At 65.6% G+C, this 16,943-nt stretch carries 19 protein-coding genes; 6 read left to right on the forward strand and 13 right to left on the reverse strand.

Annotated features, from left to right (window positions below; genetic code table 11):
- Positions 1 to 111: 111 nt before the first annotated feature.
- Positions 112 to 492, reverse strand: coding sequence for a DNA-binding protein (locus ACSFB7_RS00005; RefSeq protein ID WP_435465863.1), 381 nt, complete (start codon positions 490 to 492; stop codon positions 112 to 114).
- A gap of 480 nt (positions 493 to 972) precedes the next feature.
- Here ACSFB7_RS00005 and ACSFB7_RS00010 point away from each other — a divergent pair, with 480 nt between their 5' ends.
- Positions 973 to 1,482, forward strand: coding sequence for a hypothetical protein (locus ACSFB7_RS00010; RefSeq protein WP_435465865.1), 510 nt, complete (start codon positions 973 to 975; stop codon positions 1,480 to 1,482).
- A 246-nt stretch (positions 1,483 to 1,728) separates the two neighbouring features.
- Here ACSFB7_RS00010 and ACSFB7_RS00015 read toward each other — a convergent pair whose 3' ends face one another.
- The 7 genes from ACSFB7_RS00015 to mltG all read right to left on the reverse strand — a co-directional run bounded on the left by ACSFB7_RS00015 (position 1,729) and on the right by mltG (position 7,000).
- Complete coding sequence (locus tag ACSFB7_RS00015) at positions 1,729 to 2,214, reverse strand: DUF2726 domain-containing protein (protein ID WP_435465867.1); 486 nt, start codon at positions 2,212 to 2,214, stop codon at positions 1,729 to 1,731.
- Positions 2,215 to 2,348: 134 nt separating this feature from the next.
- A complete protein-coding gene (locus tag ACSFB7_RS00020; protein WP_435465869.1) occupies positions 2,349 to 3,029 on the reverse strand; it encodes an ankyrin repeat domain-containing protein in 681 nt (226 codons plus the stop codon).
- Positions 3,026 to 3,832 (reverse strand): TatD family hydrolase, encoded by an 807-nt coding sequence (locus ACSFB7_RS00025; RefSeq protein WP_435465870.1) that lies wholly within the window; start codon positions 3,830 to 3,832, stop codon positions 3,026 to 3,028. The genes ACSFB7_RS00020 and ACSFB7_RS00025 overlap by 4 nt, the downstream gene beginning before the upstream one ends.
- 84 nt (positions 3,833 to 3,916) lie before the next feature.
- The gene (locus tag ACSFB7_RS00030) at positions 3,917 to 4,297 is read right to left on the reverse strand and encodes a PilZ domain-containing protein (protein WP_093240048.1); all 381 of its coding nucleotides are present in this window, start codon (positions 4,295 to 4,297) and stop codon (positions 3,917 to 3,919) included.
- Positions 4,294 to 5,313: a DNA polymerase III subunit delta' gene (locus tag ACSFB7_RS00035; protein ID WP_435465873.1), complete on the reverse strand. Its 1,020-nt coding sequence runs from the start codon at positions 5,311 to 5,313 to the stop codon at positions 4,294 to 4,296. The genes ACSFB7_RS00030 and ACSFB7_RS00035 overlap by 4 nt, the downstream gene beginning before the upstream one ends.
- On the reverse strand, positions 5,310 to 5,981 hold the full coding sequence (gene tmk / locus ACSFB7_RS00040; RefSeq protein ID WP_435465875.1) for a dTMP kinase: 672 nt from the start codon (positions 5,979 to 5,981) through the stop codon (positions 5,310 to 5,312). The genes ACSFB7_RS00035 and tmk overlap by 4 nt, the downstream gene beginning before the upstream one ends.
- The gene (gene mltG / locus ACSFB7_RS00045) at positions 5,978 to 7,000 is read right to left on the reverse strand and encodes an endolytic transglycosylase MltG (protein ID WP_435465877.1); all 1,023 of its coding nucleotides are present in this window, start codon (positions 6,998 to 7,000) and stop codon (positions 5,978 to 5,980) included. Before mltG ends, tmk begins: the two co-directional genes overlap by 4 nt.
- Positions 7,001 to 7,135: 135 nt before the next feature.
- Here mltG and ygfZ point away from each other — a divergent pair, with 135 nt between their 5' ends.
- Positions 7,136 to 8,062: a CAF17-like 4Fe-4S cluster assembly/insertion protein YgfZ gene (gene ygfZ / locus ACSFB7_RS00050; protein WP_435465879.1), complete on the forward strand. Its 927-nt coding sequence runs from the start codon at positions 7,136 to 7,138 to the stop codon at positions 8,060 to 8,062.
- 441 nt (positions 8,063 to 8,503) lie between these two features.
- A complete protein-coding gene (locus ACSFB7_RS00055) occupies positions 8,504 to 9,403 on the forward strand; it encodes a hypothetical protein (protein ID WP_435465881.1) in 900 nt (299 codons plus the stop codon).
- A gap of 26 nt (positions 9,404 to 9,429) precedes the next feature.
- Here ACSFB7_RS00055 and ACSFB7_RS00060 read toward each other — a convergent pair whose 3' ends face one another.
- Positions 9,430 to 10,305 (reverse strand): YbgC/FadM family acyl-CoA thioesterase, encoded by an 876-nt coding sequence (locus tag ACSFB7_RS00060; protein WP_435465883.1) that lies wholly within the window; start codon positions 10,303 to 10,305, stop codon positions 9,430 to 9,432.
- Positions 10,302 to 11,267 carry an alpha/beta hydrolase gene (locus tag ACSFB7_RS00065; RefSeq protein WP_435465884.1) on the reverse strand — a complete coding sequence of 322 codons (966 nt, stop codon included), beginning with the start codon at positions 11,265 to 11,267 and terminating at the stop codon, positions 10,302 to 10,304. The genes ACSFB7_RS00060 and ACSFB7_RS00065 overlap by 4 nt, the downstream gene beginning before the upstream one ends.
- A gap of 143 nt (positions 11,268 to 11,410) precedes the next feature.
- On the opposite strand from ACSFB7_RS00065, the gene ACSFB7_RS00070 reads away from it, so the two are divergent.
- The 3 genes from ACSFB7_RS00070 (at position 11,411) to ACSFB7_RS00080 (ending at position 14,467) form a co-directional block, all read left to right on the forward strand.
- A complete protein-coding gene (locus ACSFB7_RS00070; RefSeq protein ID WP_093240065.1) occupies positions 11,411 to 12,547 on the forward strand; it encodes an iron-containing alcohol dehydrogenase in 1,137 nt (378 codons plus the stop codon).
- A 164-nt stretch (positions 12,548 to 12,711) separates the two neighbouring features.
- Entirely contained in the window at positions 12,712 to 13,410 is a 699-nt protein-coding gene (locus tag ACSFB7_RS00075) for a CC0125/CC1285 family lipoprotein (protein WP_435465887.1), read from the forward strand.
- Between the two features lie 10 nt (positions 13,411 to 13,420).
- Entirely contained in the window at positions 13,421 to 14,467 is a 1,047-nt protein-coding gene (locus tag ACSFB7_RS00080; RefSeq protein WP_435465889.1) for a S1C family serine protease, read from the forward strand.
- 14 nt (positions 14,468 to 14,481) lie between these two features.
- Here ACSFB7_RS00080 and ACSFB7_RS00085 read toward each other — a convergent pair whose 3' ends face one another.
- From ACSFB7_RS00085 to ACSFB7_RS00095, 3 genes are read right to left on the reverse strand one after another with little or no spacing between them, the layout of a single operon-like run.
- Complete coding sequence (locus tag ACSFB7_RS00085) at positions 14,482 to 14,781, reverse strand: YciI family protein (RefSeq protein ID WP_435465891.1); 300 nt, start codon at positions 14,779 to 14,781, stop codon at positions 14,482 to 14,484.
- A gap of 33 nt (positions 14,782 to 14,814) precedes the next feature.
- Complete coding sequence (locus ACSFB7_RS00090) at positions 14,815 to 16,224, reverse strand: sensor histidine kinase (RefSeq protein ID WP_435468030.1); 1,410 nt, start codon at positions 16,222 to 16,224, stop codon at positions 14,815 to 14,817.
- Positions 16,217 to 16,903 (reverse strand): response regulator transcription factor, encoded by a 687-nt coding sequence (locus ACSFB7_RS00095; RefSeq protein WP_435465893.1) that lies wholly within the window; start codon positions 16,901 to 16,903, stop codon positions 16,217 to 16,219. The genes ACSFB7_RS00090 and ACSFB7_RS00095 overlap by 8 nt, the downstream gene beginning before the upstream one ends.
- Between the last annotated feature and the right edge of the window lie 40 nt (positions 16,904 to 16,943).

The raw sequence follows: 16,943 nt of genomic DNA on the forward strand, positions 1-16,943 counted from the left end.
GGACCCACCGAGGCATCCAACCTATAGTTATTCACAGTTGGCTCCTAGCGGAACCAGCTCCAGCCCCTGGTCAATGTTCGATTGGCACCGCTGATCACGATTGCACTGGCGCTAACACGCTTCACTTGCGACGACCTGAGCGTCGACCACCGAGCGATTGGCATCAAGGTTGGCTCGTATGGCGACCTCTGTCGCCGCTGCCCATAACTGCTGAAACGACACAGAGACTCGATACATCGCTTCGACCATCGCCGCAGGAAGGGTGTCGATGTCGGTGTCGGTGTCCGGCTCGCCAGGCAGCCGCAAGCGCTTTCCCAGGTTCGCGTACCACCTGTTTAACATTGGTTGAACGGTATTCGGTGAGCCTGTGCCCAATTCGACTCGAACCCGTTCAGTGGTCGGCCTCTCCTGGTTGCGCAGCAATCGGTCCGCCGCATCCCACACTTCCTGTTCTGTGACACCGCGACGACGTGGCTGCACTCGAGCGTTCATAACTGCCTCCGTTCTGAATCGACATACGCGCCAATAAACCAAAGCGCAAAGCGCTGACCCCTTTCATGCTCAATCAATCCTACATAACAAGAGGAGGGGGCGTTAGTTGGAATTGGTGGTCTGCAACACTCTCGACTTATTGTTAGGACACCAAAAAGTCTTGATGGTATGAATCGTCTGAGCGCGTATGAAGTCAAGCGCTGAAAGTGTTCAATCCAAGGCTCCCGCGTCGTCGGATGGTGAGAGTCACCATCTGCACGCCAGTCGGCGGTCGAGTTGCTGCGAGAGGTCAACAATGAGCCAGGCCGAACTTACTGACCAAGAGAAAATTGAATTGATGCGCGAGCAAGTGGCAGCCTGCGCCGTTTCGATGCTTGCCGAGGGGCTTGTACCGACAACTATGGAGATCCGGAGGAGGCTAGGGGGGGAAGCGTCGAACAGGTACGGCTCCACCTACAAGAATGGATGTCGCGTTCGAGCATGCTATTCAAGCAAGCGGCGGAAGATATGGCTCTGAACGCGCAACGGGATGCGCTCGAGCGGACGCTCGAAAGGATGACGGCCGTTCAGAAGGATATTCAAGTAACCTTTGCCGCGCTCAAGAACACCTTGAAACTCGACATGGCTGCAATCCTCGAGGGGTTGCGGGCTGAACGTGGAGCCTGGGAACCGCTGCTCGCTGCCATTCAGGGGCTGAGTACGCGCACGGAAGCGGAATGGAAATCGTTGGAGCAAAGAGCGCAGGGAGAGTCTTGGAAGGCGATCGAGGCCGAGTGGAAAAAAGTCACAGTCGTTAAGGCTTGGTATGCAGCTCAAGAGCGAACGCACATATTTCTGTCCAAGGATCCAGTGCTTGCGGAGGTAGCACAGGAAGCCGCTAGGCATTTCAGAGAGAAAAATAGGGAAAGCTCAAAACCTGCTGACGAGAATTCACGAGAAAGTTCAGTATCCACTCCTGAAAATGCGCGGAAAGAGCGTCGAAGTTCATAAGCGGCCGCCGCTTCGGCAGGTTCTTAACTTTAGCGTCCGAATTTAGCGAGTTCTATTGCACCTGCTGTCTGCTCACTTTCAGCACGAGAGCGCTTGAAGCCGTGCGCTTGAGGGCAGGGTGCGCAGTCATCCGCGCAGCCACGTCACAAGCGCCCAAGCAATGCAAGTGGGGATTTGATTTTACATAATGCACATTGTGTTATCCAAATGGATAGGCCGAGCGAGATCCCAGCCTCCCATTCGCCATCACCCCAAAGGACTCACCGAAGCCAACGAAGGATCGAAATCGGCCTCGACGCGACCAATGTCTGGAACCCGTTGATATCGCAGCACGCGGTATCCAGCCTCCGTCAGCAACGCATCGCGTTCCGCATCCCGCTGCGACGTACCTGTCCGGCTTTTCTTGTCTCCAAGTTCGATCACAGCCACGACCTTGAATGCCCGGTCGCACACGACAAAGTCAGCAATCTTGCGGCTGAACGTGCTGCGTGCCGCACGTGTGCGGGCCGTGAGCAACGCGCCGAAGCTGACCTGTGGAAGCACCACCAAGTCAGGCAGCGTTTGCACCAACCGGTTGTACATGGCTTGCTCGCGCGCCGTGAGCGGCGGTCGGGCCTTGGGCCTGTCGACAAAGCCACCGCTGCTGTTTTGCGCCGATCTTTTCCTGGCGACCACTGCGAACACAAGCAGTCCGGCAACCAGCAAAAAGACCATGAATAGAAACGTATTCATCTCTGCTTCTCCTTCTCTGCAGAGTCTCGCACGAGTGCAAAGACGCCCTTTTCTCGCGTCTCGCCGGACGCGTCGGGGCGATGAATTCAGCGCTCAACGCGCAGGCAAATCTCCAGTGATCGAGTCGGCAAAACTCACCACTTGCCGTCCTTCGGCACGGCCTTGGGCGCATTGGCTCTTGCCGTAGCCGCGGCCGTGATCATTGCAGCGGCATCCGGCCGATTCGCCTTGTTCGCGAAGTCGACAGCGGTCATGCCGAGCTGGTTCTTCATCGTGATGTCCGCGCCTTCGTCCAGCAGCAGCTTCACGGCATCGCTCGATCCGTACATCGCGGCCATCATCAGCGGCGTGGTGCCGTTGGGCGATTGCGCGTCGATGAAGGCGAAGTTCTCGAGCAGCACCTTCATGATGGCCAGTTGGCCACTGGTGGCCGCGTAATGCAGCGGCGTCCAGCCCGTCTTGTTGACGGCGGCATCGCGCTTCAGCAGTTGGGCGACCAGGTCCTGCTGGCCTTTGATGGCGGCCAGCATCAGCGGGGTTTCGTCCTTGGCGTCGGCCAGGTCAACATCGGTCTGTGGCGACTCCAGCAACGCCTGGATGGCCTTCGGCGACGGCTCCCGCAGCGCGATGAGCAAGCCGGTCTGGCCATGTTCGTCACGCGTATTCGGATCGAAGCCGCGCTTGAGCAGGCTGCGCACGCCGCTGCCGTTGTCGCCACGCACGGCGCGGAAGAAATCCTCGAACGAGCCTGCGTGCGCTGCAAAAGATGCAGCAATGACAACAAGATAAATTGACTTCTTGAAGTAGTTCTTCATGATTTGACGTCCCTGAACAAAGTTTCGAAGTTGTCGCTCGTTGCCTTGGCGATGTCCTCTACGGGGACTTTTCGCAGCTCGGCAATCTGACGCGCCACGAAGGGCACGTACGACGGATTGTTGGTCTTGCCACGGTACGGCACAGGCGCCAGGTAGGGGCTGTCCGTCTCGATCAGCATGCGGTCGAGCGGCACAAAAGCGGCCACGTCGCGCAGGTCCTGAGCCTTCTTGAAGGTCAGGATGCCCGAGAACGAAATGTAGAAACCCAGGTCGAGCGCCGCACGCGCGACCTCGGCGGTTTCGGTGAAGCAATGGAACACGCCGCCTGCTGCGTTGCCGGCGCCGTCCTCGCCCTCCTCTTTCAGGATCGCCAACGTGTCGGCCGACGCCTCGCGGGTGTGGATGATGAGCGGCTTGCGCGTCTGCTGCGCCGCGCGGATGTGGACGCGGAAGCGATCGCGCTGCCATTCCATGTCCGCGATGCTGCGGCCGCCCTTGCGCTCTTCCATCTGGTAGTAGTCGAGACCGGTTTCGCCGATGGCGACCACGCGGGGCCGGGCCGACAGCCGCAGCAGGTCTTCGACGCTGGGTTCGGCGATGTCTTCGTTGTCAGGGTGCACGCCCACGCTGGCCCAGAAGTTGTCGTAGCTGGCGGCCAGGGCCTGCACGTCATCGAATTCTTCGAGCTTGGTGCAGATGCAAAGGGCCCGGTCGACCTGCGCGGCGGCCATGGCGGCGCGGATCTGCGGCATCTGGTCCGCGAACTCGGGAAAGGTCAGGTGGCAATGGGAGTCGGTGAACATCGGAAATGGTGTGGTGCGCGGCGCGCACGCCTATGGGAGGCCGCGCCGTGTACGGAGTTCCGCGTCACGAAGACGGCAGAGAACTCAAATGGTCTGGGTCGGGCGGTCGGAGGCCATGGAGCCACCCAACGCAGTCTCGATGCGCGCCTTGAGCTGGCGCGACTTTTCGTCGGACGGAAAACGGATGCCCACGCCGGGCGCCCGGTTGCCTGCGGCACGTGCCGGCGTGATCCAGGCGACCTTGCCGGCCACCGGGTAACGCTGCGGGTCTTCAGGCAGCGTCAGCAGCACGTACACGTCGTCACCCAGGCGGTACTCGCGCGAGGTCGGAATGAAGATGCCACCCTCGGCAAACAACGGGATGTAAGCCGCGTACAGCGCGCCTTTTTCCTTGATGGCGAGCTGGATGACGCTCGGCCGGGCGGGCGTGGGGGCGGATGCAGCAGGGGCGACAGGTTGGTTCATGACGGGCGACGAGCGGCTGAGTTTAGGGTGCTTCGCGCTTCGCTCACAAGCGCTTCCAGCATGAGGCCCGCATTGAACGGGTGTTCCGCGGTCCTCGCGGCATTCGCGAGCGACTTCGACCAGCGCGCCAGCGCAAGCCGTGACGGCGCCGCAGGCAGATCCGCGGCATCGAAAAAACGGGGATCGGCACCGTTGCCGACGGCCATCAGGTCATGGCAGAGCTTTTGCAGCGCACCGACAGCCTGCGCCGGCGCGTGATCAGCCAGCGCGCCCACGTCGCCACGCGTCATGGCCTTCGGCAGCAAGGACCAGGCCTTGGGCGACTGGCCCGAACGTGCCAGCCGCAAGGCATCGCTGGGGCGGCCACCGGCGGCGCGCAACAGAGCGGTCGCATCCGCAGCGGGCACGTCTTGCGCCACGAGCCACGCTTCGGCCTCGGCGGTCTCGGGCCACGGCAGCGTGAAACCCAGGCAGCGGCTGCGAATGGTCGGCAGCAATTGCCAGGCGGCCTCGCTGGCCAGCACGAAACGCACGTCGCCGACCGGCTCTTCCAGCGTCTTGAGCAGCGCGTTCGCGGTGATGTTGTTCATGCGCTCGGCCGGATACACCAGCACCACCTTGCCTCGGCCGCGCGCACTGGTGCGCTGGGCAAAGCCGACCGCGTCGCGCATCGCCTCGACGCGGATCTCGCGGCTGGCCTTGCGTTTCTTGTCGTCGATGTCGGCCTGGGCCTTCTCGTCGAGCGGCCAGCCGAGTTCGCCCATCGCGACTTCAGGCATCAGCACGCACAGGTCGGCATGGGTGCGGACCTCGATGGCGTGGCAGCTCGGGCAATGGCCGCAAGCGGCACCGCCCTCTTCCGCCGGCTGCTCGCACAGCCACGCGGCGGCGAGCGCCAGAGCGAGTTCGTATTGGCCGATGCCCGACGGACCTTGCAGCAGCCAGGCATGGCCGCGCTGGCGCAGCAGTTCCGCCAGCGGCTGGTGCAGCCAGGGAGAAAGTGCCGGAATACTCATCGGGCCGCTCCGCCCAACGGCGCCAGCATGCCGCGCGCCACCAGCGCGGTTTCGACCTGCTGCCAGACCTGGTCACGCGCCTGGCTGGCGTCGATGCGCACAAAGCGCTGCGCATCGGCGGCCGCGCGCGCCGCATAGCCCTGCGCCACGCGGCGGAAGAACTCGACCGGCTGCGCCTCGAACTTGTCGGGCACGCGTGCGCCGGCCAGCCGCTGCGCCGCGATTTCCGGCGCAAGGTCGAACCACAAGGTGATCTGCGGCTGCAGCAATTCCGACGCGGGCAGCGACGCCCTGCCCGCCTGCGCCCATTGCTCCAGCGTCGACAGCACGGCTTCGTCGAAGCCGCGCCCCGCGCCCTGGTAGGCAAAGGTGGCATCGGTAAAACGGTCGCACAGCACCACGTCGCCGCGCGCCAGTGCCGGCTCGATGACCTGCACGATGTGGTCGCGCCGCGCGGCGAACACCAGCAGCGATTCGGTCAGCGGGTCCATCGCCTCCTCGAGGATCAGCCCGCGCAGCGTTTCGGCCAGCGGCGTGCCGCCCGGTTCGCGCGTGCGCACGACCTCGCGGCCCTGCGCCCTGAACAGCGCTTCGAGCGCATCGAGGTGGCTCGACTTGCCCGCGCCGTCGATGCCTTCCAGCGTCAGAAACAGGCCGTTGTCACTCATTGGTTTGCCTTGGGTTTGGAGTCGCCGCCACCGCGCTGGTAGCGGTTGACCGCACGATTGTGGTCGTCGAGCGAGCTGCTGAACTGGCTGGTGCCATCACCGCGCGACACGAAATACAGCGACTTGCTCTGCGCCGGCTGCACCGCCGCCAGCAGCGCGGCCTTGCCGGGCATGGAGATCGGCGTGGGCGGCAGCCCGCCGCGCGTGTAGGTGTTCCAGGGGGTGTCGGTCTGCAGGTCTTTCTTGCGCAGGTTGCCGTCGAAGGCCGTGCCCATGCCGTAGATCACGGTCGGGTCGGTCTGCAGCGGCATGCCGATGCGCAGGCGATTGGCGAACACGGCAGCGATTTCCGCACGGTCATTGGCCTTGCCTGTCTCCTTTTCGACAATGCTGGCCAGAATAAGCGCCTCATCGGCCGTCTTGATCGGCAAATCGGCGGCCCGGGCTGCCCAGGCGGCTTCGAGCTTCTTGTCCATGGCCCGCATCGCGCGCTGCAGCAGGACGATGTCGGTCGAGCCTTTGGAGTAGGTGTAGGTGTCCGGGAAGAAGCGCCCTTCGGGATGCACGCCCGGCTTGCCGAGCTTGGCCATCAGGGCTTCGTCGGTCAGGCCCACGCTCTCGGGCTTGAGCTGGTCGGCCTTGGCGAGCGCGGCGCGCACCTGGCGGATGTTCCAGCCCTCGACCAGCACCAGACTGCGCGTGGCCTCTTCGCCGCGCACCAGGATGTTGAGCAGCAGCTTGGGTGTGACGCCGCGTTCCAGTTCGTAGCTGCCCGCGCGCATCTGGCGGTCTTGCCCCGACACGCGGAACCACAGGTAGAGCAATTGCGGCTGCACGTCGACACCCGCATCGGCCACTGCCTGCGCAATGCCGCGCGGCGTGGTGCCGGGTTCGACCGACAGATCGACGCTGGGCGCCGACAGCTTCAGGGGCTGGTGCACCCACCAGAGGCCACCACCGCCAAGCGCGAGCGCGACAAGGGCGGCGAGCAGGAAAAGCGTGAGGAAAAAGCTGCGCACGAGTCCGATAGGAAGTTGGGGGAAACGGGAGAAAAGAAAGAGCGTCCGGGGACAGAAAAAACGGCGGCCCTGCGGGCAACAAGGAGGGAGCCCCTGCCGCCCCGAAGGAACAGGCCCGGCCATGATAATTCAGCGATGACCACAGTCGTTCTCAATGGGGTGACCGCCCTCTCCCACCTCGGCGTGATCCGCGCCGAAGGCCCCGATGCCGCCAGCTTCCTGCACGGCCAGCTCACACAGGACTTCTCCCTGCTCGGCGCCACCGAGGCGCGATTGGCCGCGCTGTGCACGGCCAAGGGCCGGGTCATCGCGAGCTTCATCGGCATCCGGCCGCAGCCCGAGCTGATCCTGCTGGTGTGCAGCCGCGACATCCTCGCCGCCACGCTCAAGCGCCTGTCGATGTATGTGCTGCGCGCCAAGGTCAAGCTGACCGACGCCACCGAACAGTTCGCATTGCATGGCCTTGCAGGCACCGCACTGACAGCCAACGGTCTTGATGCCGCCACGCCGCCGGGCAAGCGCACGGCCATCGGCGACGACATCAGCGCGGTGTCGCTGTACCCGGCAGACGGCGTGCCGCGCGCGCTCTGGATCTCTCCGGCCGGCCATGCAGCGCCTGTCGGCCCGGCGATCGACCTGGCCTTGTGGCAGTGGAGCGAGGTGCGCAGCGGCATCGTCACGCTGACCACGCCGGTCATCGAGGCTTTCGTGCCGCAGATGATCAATTACGAGTCGGTGGGTGGCGTCAACTTCAAAAAGGGCTGCTACCCCGGCCAGGAGATCGTGGCGCGCAGCCAGTTTCGCGGCACGCTCAAGCGCCGCACCTATCTCGTGCAGGCCGATGCGGCGCTGTCCGCCGGCCAGGAAGTCTTTGCCGCCAATGACGCCGAGCAGCCCGTGGGCACCGTCGCGCAATCGGCGCCCGCTCCTGATGGCGGCTGGGCCGCGCTGATCTCCATACAGATCGCGGCGCTCGAAGCCGGTGGCCTGCGTGCTGGTGCGGCCGATGGCGCATCGCTCACAGTTGAGCCGCTGCCCTACGCGTTGCTCGAAGACATCTGAGTTTTTCGCCACGCTGACACGTGACCGGGGCGGGATTCGGGTTCATTCAGGGCGAGTGCGAATGACACCGGGTGCTCCCCTCCGCGAATGTCCCCCGGGGCGCTACGCGCCCCTCCTCCTTTATTTCGCTGCGGGGAGCACCCGGCGTCATTCGCACTAGGGCACGCGGCTGGTGAATCGCTGATCAACCAGCGCTCTGTCCAACGCTCACGTCGATGCGGGGCTCTTTTTCGCGAAATAAAGGAGGAGCGAAGCGGGGGACATTCGCGAAAAAGAGCACCGTGTCGGCGGGAGCGTCGCCCTGAACAGCAACGCCTCCAAACGACCACGTGGCGCCATCCAAAAAAGATGGCGCCATTTTTTTTGCGCGTCGTTTAACCCCGCCCGCGTCGCTGCCCCGTAGAAGCCTGCATCGATCAACTCCTGGCAAGGAAGACCTCCATGAAGCGCAGACTCTTTTCCACCGTCCTGGCACTCACTGCGTTGTCGGCCGCCGCGGACAGCCCGGCCCGGCCCTACATTCCGCAGTCGCCCTCGGTCTCCATCGGCATGCTGATGCAGATCAGCGTGGTCGACCGCAGCAGCGGCGCCGAGCTGCCGATCTACCTCCATCGCGGCGAGTACTGGGTGGCTGGCCGCCCCGGCGCGCGCTACGCGATCCGGGCCCGCAACGTGGTCGACGAACGCGTCATGGCCGTGATGTCGGTGGACGGCGTGAACATCGTCACCGGCGAAACCGCAGGCGTCGGGCAGAACGGTTATGTCTTCGGCGGGCGCGAGCGCAGCGACATCACGGGCTGGCGCAAGAGCGATTCGCAGATCGCGGCCTTCCAGTTCGCATCGGCCGGCAACTCCTACGCCAGCCGCACGGGCCGCCCCGATGACGTCGGCGTGATCGGTGTCGCGATGTTCCGCGAGCGCCGGCCCGAGCCGCCACCGCCGCAGATCGCGCCCTACTCGCGCCGCGGCGACTATGGCCCCGATCGCGAGCAGCGTGAGCCTTCATCGATGGCCGATGCGCGCGCCAAGTCCAGCGCCGCCGAGCGTTCGGCCGCCGCCGAAGCGCCCGCGGGCGAATTGGCGCGCCAGCAGGCGCCCAGCCCGAGCCTGGGCACGGCCCATGGCCGCCGCGAGAACTCGTATGTCGGCAAGACCACCTTCGAGCGCGCACAGTCGACGCCCGACGATGTGGTCCGCATCCGCTACGACAGCCGCGAGAACCTCATCGCCGCCGGTGTGATCCCGCCCGCGCCCCCGCCGCGCTGGACACGTCCTGCCAACCCGTCGCCCTTCCCCGGCTCGGACCCCGGCTACGTGCCGGACCCACCCCGCCGCTACTGAAGAAGAAAAGAAGATGCGGGCTTAGCTCAGCGCAGCGCGCGGCGCATCTCGATGTGCGGGATGCCGGCTTCCTCGAAGCCGTCGCCGTGCGGCGCATAGCCCAGCCGCGCATAGAAGCGCTCGGCGCTGCGCTGCGCATTCAGCGCCACCTCGCGGTCGCCGCGTGCCCGGGCCGCTTCTTCCAGTACCTTCATCACGGCGGCGCCATGCCCGCCGCTGCGCAGGTTGCGGTGCACCGCCACGCGGCCGATGTGCGAGACACCGTCTTCAGCGGCCAGCAGCCGCCCCGTGGCGATGACCTGCCCGAGCCGGTTGCGGGCCACCGCATGCAGCACGACCGCATCGTGTGCGTCCCACTCCATCGGTTCGGGAATGTTCTGCTCTTCGATAAACACTGCGCGCCGCAAGGCGCCCGCGCCTTCGCCCAGCGTGTCCCAGCTTCCCGTCTCGACGGTACGCATTGGCTCGCCGGCCTCGAAGCCCATGAGCGCATCACGCAAGGCGGCCGGCACGGGCTTGGAAGTCTGCGTGGTCGGGTCGGCAAACACATAGACCAGCTCGCAGCCGACCAGGAACTGGTCTTGCCGGAACAGCCCGCCCTCGAACGTCATCGACGAATTGCCGATGCGCGCACACCGCATGCCCACGTCGATCACATCGTCCATGCGCGCCGACCCGCGAAAGTCGATGGTCGCCTTGCGCACGTACAAGTCACCGCCCAGCGAGTGCATCGCCTCTTCGTACGGCAGCGCCATCGCGCGCCAGTAGTCCGAGATGGCCGTGTCGAAGTACATCAGGTAGTGCGCGTTGAAGACGATCTTCTGCATGTCGACTTCGGCCCAGCGCACGCGCAGGCGATGGAAGAAACGGAAGTCCTTGCGTTGAGGTGTGGTGTCGGTCATGGGTTCAATGCTTCCTTCAGAGCCAGGGCCGCGTCGTTCTGCGCCTGCAGCGCCTCGGGGATTGCGCGGCCCATCTTGATGAATTCGTGGATCACGCCACGGTAGATTTCGAGGTCGACCTGCACGCCGGCAGTGCGCAGCTTGTCGGCATACGCGATGCCTTCGTCCACCACCGCATCGCATTCGGCCAGGCCGATCCAGGCGGGCGCGACGCCATCGACGTCGTCGGCCAGCAGCGGCGCGAATCGCCAGTCGTCGCGGTCGGCCGGCGTGCGCACGTACTGGGCGAAGAAGAAATCGATCATGGCCTTCGTCAACAGCGGGCCGTTGGCGTGGCGAAGGTGAGAGGCCGTGTCCTGGTGCGCGGTGGTGCCGGGGTAGATCAGCATCTGCAGCGCGAGCGGCAGGCCGGCATCGCGCGCGAGGATGGCGCACACGGCGGCCAACGTGCCGCCGGCGCTGTCGCCGCCCACCGCCAGACGACTCGAATCGAGGCCGAGGCTTGCGCCCTCCTTCGCGATGAACTGGAAGGCGTCCCACGCATCGTTCGACGCCGTCGGAAATTTGAACGCGGGCGCCAGCCGATAGTCGACCGACACCACCGCGCAGCCGCTCTTGTGGCTCAGCACGCGGCACAGCGTGTCATGCGTGCGGATGTTGCCGACCGTGAAGCCGCCGCCATGAAAGTAGATGAGCACCGGCAGCACGTCCGACGACGGCGCATAGAGCCGCGCAGGTATCGCGAAGCCGTCGCGCGCGGCGATGCTGAAGTCTTCGATGCGCGCCAGCTCGGGCTTGGGCACTTCAAGCACGCCCGCGCCTTTTTCGTACGAGGCCTTGGCCTCGTCGGGCGTGAGCTGGTCGAGCGTGGGATGGCCGGCGCGCGCCATGCGCTCGACCACGCTGGCCATCTTCGCGGTGAGCGGCGGCTGTGCCGGTGTCGTTGGAGGATTCGTCGTCATGAGAACTGAAAGTGCATCTGCGCCATTGCGTCCCACGGTGTGCCGGGCGCGACAGCGGCAAGGGTTTTGTTCATGTGCAAGACTGCCCCTGCTTGTTAGATTTGGGTGGTCAGCAATCGTACTGCCCCAGGCACCCCCACCTCATGGCCCTCATCCAATACCTCACCCAGATCCAGTTCGAATTCGGCGCCATCAAGCTCCTGTCGAGCGAATGCGCGCGCATCGGCATCAACCGCCCGCTGATCGTGACCGACGCCGGCGTGCGCGCGGCCGGCGTGCTGCAAAAGGCGCTCGATGCCATTGCCGATCTCGAAGTCTCGGTGTTCGACCAAACCCCCTCCAACCCGACCGAAGCGGCTGTGCGCGCCGCCGTCGAGCTGTACCGCAGCGGCCGCTGCGACGGGCTGATCGCCGTGGGCGGCGGCTCCGCCATCGATTGCGCCAAGGGCGTGGCCATCGCGGCCACGCATGAAGGCCCGCTCAAGACCTACGCCACCATCGAAGGCGGCTCGCCACGAATCACCGAACGCGCGGTGCCGCTGATCGCAGTGCCCACCACCAGCGGCACCGGCAGCGAAGTGGCACGCGGCGCCATCGTCATCGTCGACGACCACCGCAAGCTCGGTTTTCATAGCTGGTTTCTGATGCCCAAGGCCGCCATCTGCGACCCCGAACTCACGCTCGGCCTGCCGCCCCGGCTCACGGCCGCGACCGGCATGGACGCCATCGCGCACTGCATGGAAACCTTCATGTCGGCCGCCTTCAATCCGCCCGCCGACGGCATCGGCCTCGACGGCCTGGAGCGCGCCTGGGGCCACATCGAACGCGCGACCAAGGATGGCAGCGACCGCGAGGCGCGCCTGAACCTCATGAGCGCGTCGATGCAGGGCGCCATGGCTTTCCAGAAAGGCCTGGGCTGCGTGCATTCGCTGAGCCACAGCCTCGGTGGCGTCGATCCACGCCTGCACCACGGCACGCTCAACGCCCTCTTCCTGCCTGCGGTGATCCACTTCAACGCAGGAGCGGAATCGGTGCAGAAAGAACAGCGCCTGCAGCGCATGGCACAGGCCATGCACCTCGACTCGGCCGGCGACCTGGGCGACGCGATCCGCGACATGAATGCCCGCCTGGGCCTGCCCAAGGGCCTGGCCGAAGTCGGCGTCACGCCCGCGCTGTTCGAGCAGATCATCGACGGCGCCATGGCCGACCACTGCCACAAGACCAATCCGCGTCTTGCCTCGCGCGACGACTACAGGGCGATGCTCGAAGCGTCGATGTAGGCGGCTGCCCGCGCCGCCCGTGGCGCATGGCGGGGTGTGGGTCAGCTTCCCGTAAGGGCGCGCGTCATATTTTCATACGTTGAACCGGTCCCGCTGGGGCCTGCGGTCCATCGTCATGAGGGCTGCGTGAGCTGCATCCAATCGACAACAAGGGAGACCACGCCATGGGGGGAGGAATCACGCGCCGCGCGTTCCGATGTGCGATCTTGTCCGTCCTGGCGCTGGGCGCTCTGGTGGCTTGCGGCACCACACCGTATGGGCCGCGAGGCCTGACCGGTGGGTACGTGGAGACGCGCGTGGCCGACGACACCTACGTCGTGGCATTCCACGGCAACGGCAAGACGTCCGGCGACATGGTCTGGCGCTACTGGATCTACCGTTGCGCCGAACTGACCCGGCAAAAAGGCTACGAGCTGTTCACGCTCGCGCCCGACAAGGCTGCGACCCAGCCCACCGGGAACGGCTTGACCCTCATGACGCTCGAAGCAGCGCAAGGCGACCCGCCGACGCCTCCGGACCTGCTCAAGGGCGGTGGCGGCAGCAGCGGTGGGAGCACTCGTTCCGTGTACATCCCGAGCTATGCGGGAGGTGGCGGCACCATCACGAGCTGGCATGCGAGCGCGACGATCAAGATGTTCCGCAACGCGAGCGAAGCCGGCGCAACCTATGCGCTGCGTGCCAGTGCCGTCCTCGACATCCTGAAGCCCTACGTTGCCAGCCAGGGCCGCAGCGGCGCGCCCTCCAGACAAGACTTGATCGAACGCACCGTGGCCACGCCGCTTCCCGAAGCGGCAGGGTCCGCGTCGGCGAAGCGACAGGAACCGGTCCAGATGAAGGACCTCGACGGCCTGATTCATCCATAGATCGAATGCCATGCAGATGCAGCGACGCAGCCCCATGAAGAACTTCCCGCGATACCGGGCCGCGCTCGGCCTGGCGGCCCTGGCCCTCCTGCCGGTGCTTGCCCGCGCAATGCCTGCCGAAGAACTGTTCAGGCGCATCTCCCCGTCTGTCTGGGTCGTGCGCCCGCTCGACGCCCAGGGCAAGCCCCTGGGCACAGGGAGCGGCGTGGTGATCGAGCCGGGGCGACTCGTCACCAACTGCCACGTGCTTGCGAAAGCGGCAGCGATCCAGGTGAAACACGAGAACGTGAGTTTCCAGGCCGAGTTGGAGTTTCCGGACACCGAGCGCGACCTGTGCTCGATCAAGGTGGCGAACTTCAGCGCACCGGCCGTGCAGATTGCACCGCTAGACACGGTGAGGGTCGGGCAAAAAATCTACACCATCGGCACGCCGTTCGGCCTCGAACAGACGATGAGCGACGGCCTTGTTTCCGCACTGCGCCGAGGCCGGGATGGCGCCGTCGAGAACATCCAGATCTCGGCGCCCATCTCGCCCGGATCGAGCGGGGGCGGCTTGTTCGACGAACAGGGCCGGCTGGTGGGAATCACCACCTCGGGCCTCTCGGCGACTGCCGGCAACGCCCCTGCCCAGAACCTCAATTTCGCCCGACCGGCCCAGTGGATCTTCGATCTGCCTGAACGCGGCCGCCTCGCCCTGGCCTCCTACAAGAAACCGGCCAGCACGGCCGTGGCATCGGCCGCAGCATCGGCGCCTGCCGTCGCAGGAAAACAGCATCTCGATGCGCCGATGATCGTCAGCAAGACCTGGAGCTATCCGCACCCGCGCGATGAGGCGACCTTCGGCACTGTCGAAATGACGTTTTCGACCTCGCGCGTGCATGCGAAGAATGCCAAGTCAAGCGCCGACGGCACATGGGAAATTCGTGACGACACCCTGTGCGCGAACCTGAACTCTCCGGGCTGGGGGCGCCTGTGCTTCTATCTGGTGAAGAACGGCGACGACATGCAACTGGTGAACGCTTCCAACGGCATCCGTTCGAAACTGACGGTTCGCTGAAGGCTGGCAATCCCTCAGGGCGCGCTGAACCAGTCCTGCGCCCAGGCCTGGTGCTTCACGGGCTGGAACTCGTTGAACGTGAAGCTGGCGAGCTTCTCGGTGTTGAACGGATCTTCGGCAAAAAATGCCTGCAATGCCTCCAGTGAGGCGGCACGGGCCAGAAGAAAACCGCCGGTGGCCGGCACCTTCGGTCCGGAGCACAACAGCAAACCGGCGTCGTAGCCCAGTTGAAGATAGGCGCGGTGCGCGGGCACCGATTCCTGGATGCGCGCCAGCGGCTCGAGGTAGTTGATTTCGACGATGAAATGCTTCATGGGCCTTGCGATGCAACCGCCATGCCAGCAAGCTCACCGCGCCAACGGCAACCTCATGTCGAAGCGCGCACCACCGCCAGTTTCATTCGCCGCCTCGATGCGCCCGCCGTGCCCATGCACCACTGCCTGCGACAACGCCAGCCCGAGCCCGAGTCCCGGCGTCTTCTCGTCCGAGCGCGCCACCGCACCCCGGTAGAAGCGCTCGAACAGATGCGGCAGATCGTCGCTGCGAATACCGGGCCCGCGATCTGACACGCTGATCACCGCCTCGTTCGCCTGCGCATCGGCGCGAAGGCTCACGCGCACCGTGGTGTCGGGCGGTGAAAACTTCAGCGCGTTGTCGAGCAGATTCGCCAGCGCCAGGCTGGCCGCGCCACGTGCCACCCGCGCGGCCACAGGCGGCGCGGGCTCCAGCAAAAGCGTCAGATGCCGCTCCCGCGCCATCGGCTCCAGCCGGCGCACCGCCTCTTCGGCCAGCACGTTGAGCGAAACCGTCTCGGCGGCATCGCGCTCCTGTCCTGCATCGAGGCGGGCCAGCACCAGCAGCTCTTCGACCAGCAGCGTGAGCGACTCGACCTCTTCGAGCGAGGAATGCAGCGTCTCCACATAAGCCGCCGTATCGCGCGGCCTGCGCAGAGCCAGCTCGAGTTCGGTGCGCAGCCGGGACAGCGGCGAGCGCAGCTCGTGCGAGGCATCGGAGGTGAAGCGGCGCTGCGCCTCCATGCCGTCCTCGATGCGGCCCAGCATGTCGTTGAGCGTATCGACCAGCCGCCCGATCTCGTCGTTCGTGCCCGGATGCGGCAGGCGCTCGCCCAGGTTCGCGTCGCCGATGCGGTGGGCCTGCTGCACCACGTCGTTGATGGCGCCGAAGGCCCGTCGCGTGATCAGGGCGCCCGCCGCGCCCAAAGCCAGAAGCAACGCGCCGCCCAAAATAAGAAAAAGCACGCTGGCCATCGCGACGGTGCGGTTCACATCGTCCAGCGAGCCGGCCACCTGCACCGCCAGCAGCGACGGCCGGCCCGGCACGGGCACCGAGACCATGCGGGTCGGCTCCTCGCCGAAGCCGTTGAGCGTCTCGAACACGGTTTCGCCGGCAGCAAGCCGGTTGCGCAGCACCTCGGGAATGGGCAGTTGCGCCTCGCCCAGGTTGGCGCTGCGCGCCAGCACGCGACCATCGGCATCGACGATCTGCACCAGCCGGTCGAGCCGCACGAACGACGGCGCGCCGGGGCCGGGCGGCGCCTCGTGCACGATCACCGTGTCGCCGTCCCCGGCGGACAGCAGCATGCCCATCTCGGTTTCGGCCAGCGCCAGCAGCGCCGCGTCGAGTTCGCGGTGCACGTTGCGCGAGAACACGAGGTACGAGCCGAAGGCGGCAATCGCCATCACGACCACGATCACGCTGACATGCGCCAGCGCCAGCCGCCTGCGAAAACTAAGCATGGCCATCGTCGGCCAGCGCCAGCCTGAAGCCGCGCCCGCGCACGGTCTGGATCAGCGGCACGGCCGGCGGCGCATCGACCTTGCGGCGCAGGTTGCCGATGTGCACGTCGATCAGGTTGTCGATGGCGATGAGGTCGTCTTTCCACACCTGCTCGGCCAGCCGCGAACGGCTCACCACTTCGCCGGCCTGCCGCAGCAGGATCTGCAGGATCGCGAATTCCTTGTGGGTCAATTCCAGCACCGCGCCGCCGCGCACCACGCGCTGGCTGAGCGGGTCCAGGCTCAGGTCGGCCACGGCCAGCACCACCGGCCGCATGATTTCGGAGCGGCGCAGCAAGGCGCGCACGCGGGCCAGCAGCTCGTCAAAAGCGAAGGGCTTGGTCAGGTAGTCGTCGGCGCCGCTGTTCAGGCCGGTCACGCGGTCGGCCAGGGCGTCGCGGGCGGTGAGCATCAGCACCGGCGTCTTGCAGCCGCGCTGGCGCAGGTCGCGGCACAGCGTCAGGCCGTCCTTGCCGGGCAGCATCCAGTCGAGCACGATCAGGTCGTAGGCAATGACGAAGGCTTCCTCGTCGCCCTCCTCCGCCGTGTGCACGACGTCGACGACAAAGCCTTCTTCCTGCAGGCCCCGGGCCAGCAGGCGCGCGGCCTTGCGGTCGTCTTCGATCAGCAGAATTCTCATGAAGGTGGATGATGCCGCCCCTTCCTGACGGCAGGCCCGC

The organism is Variovorax raffinosi (assembly GCF_051216615.1).
GTDB lineage: Bacteria > Pseudomonadota > Gammaproteobacteria > Burkholderiales > Burkholderiaceae_C > Variovorax.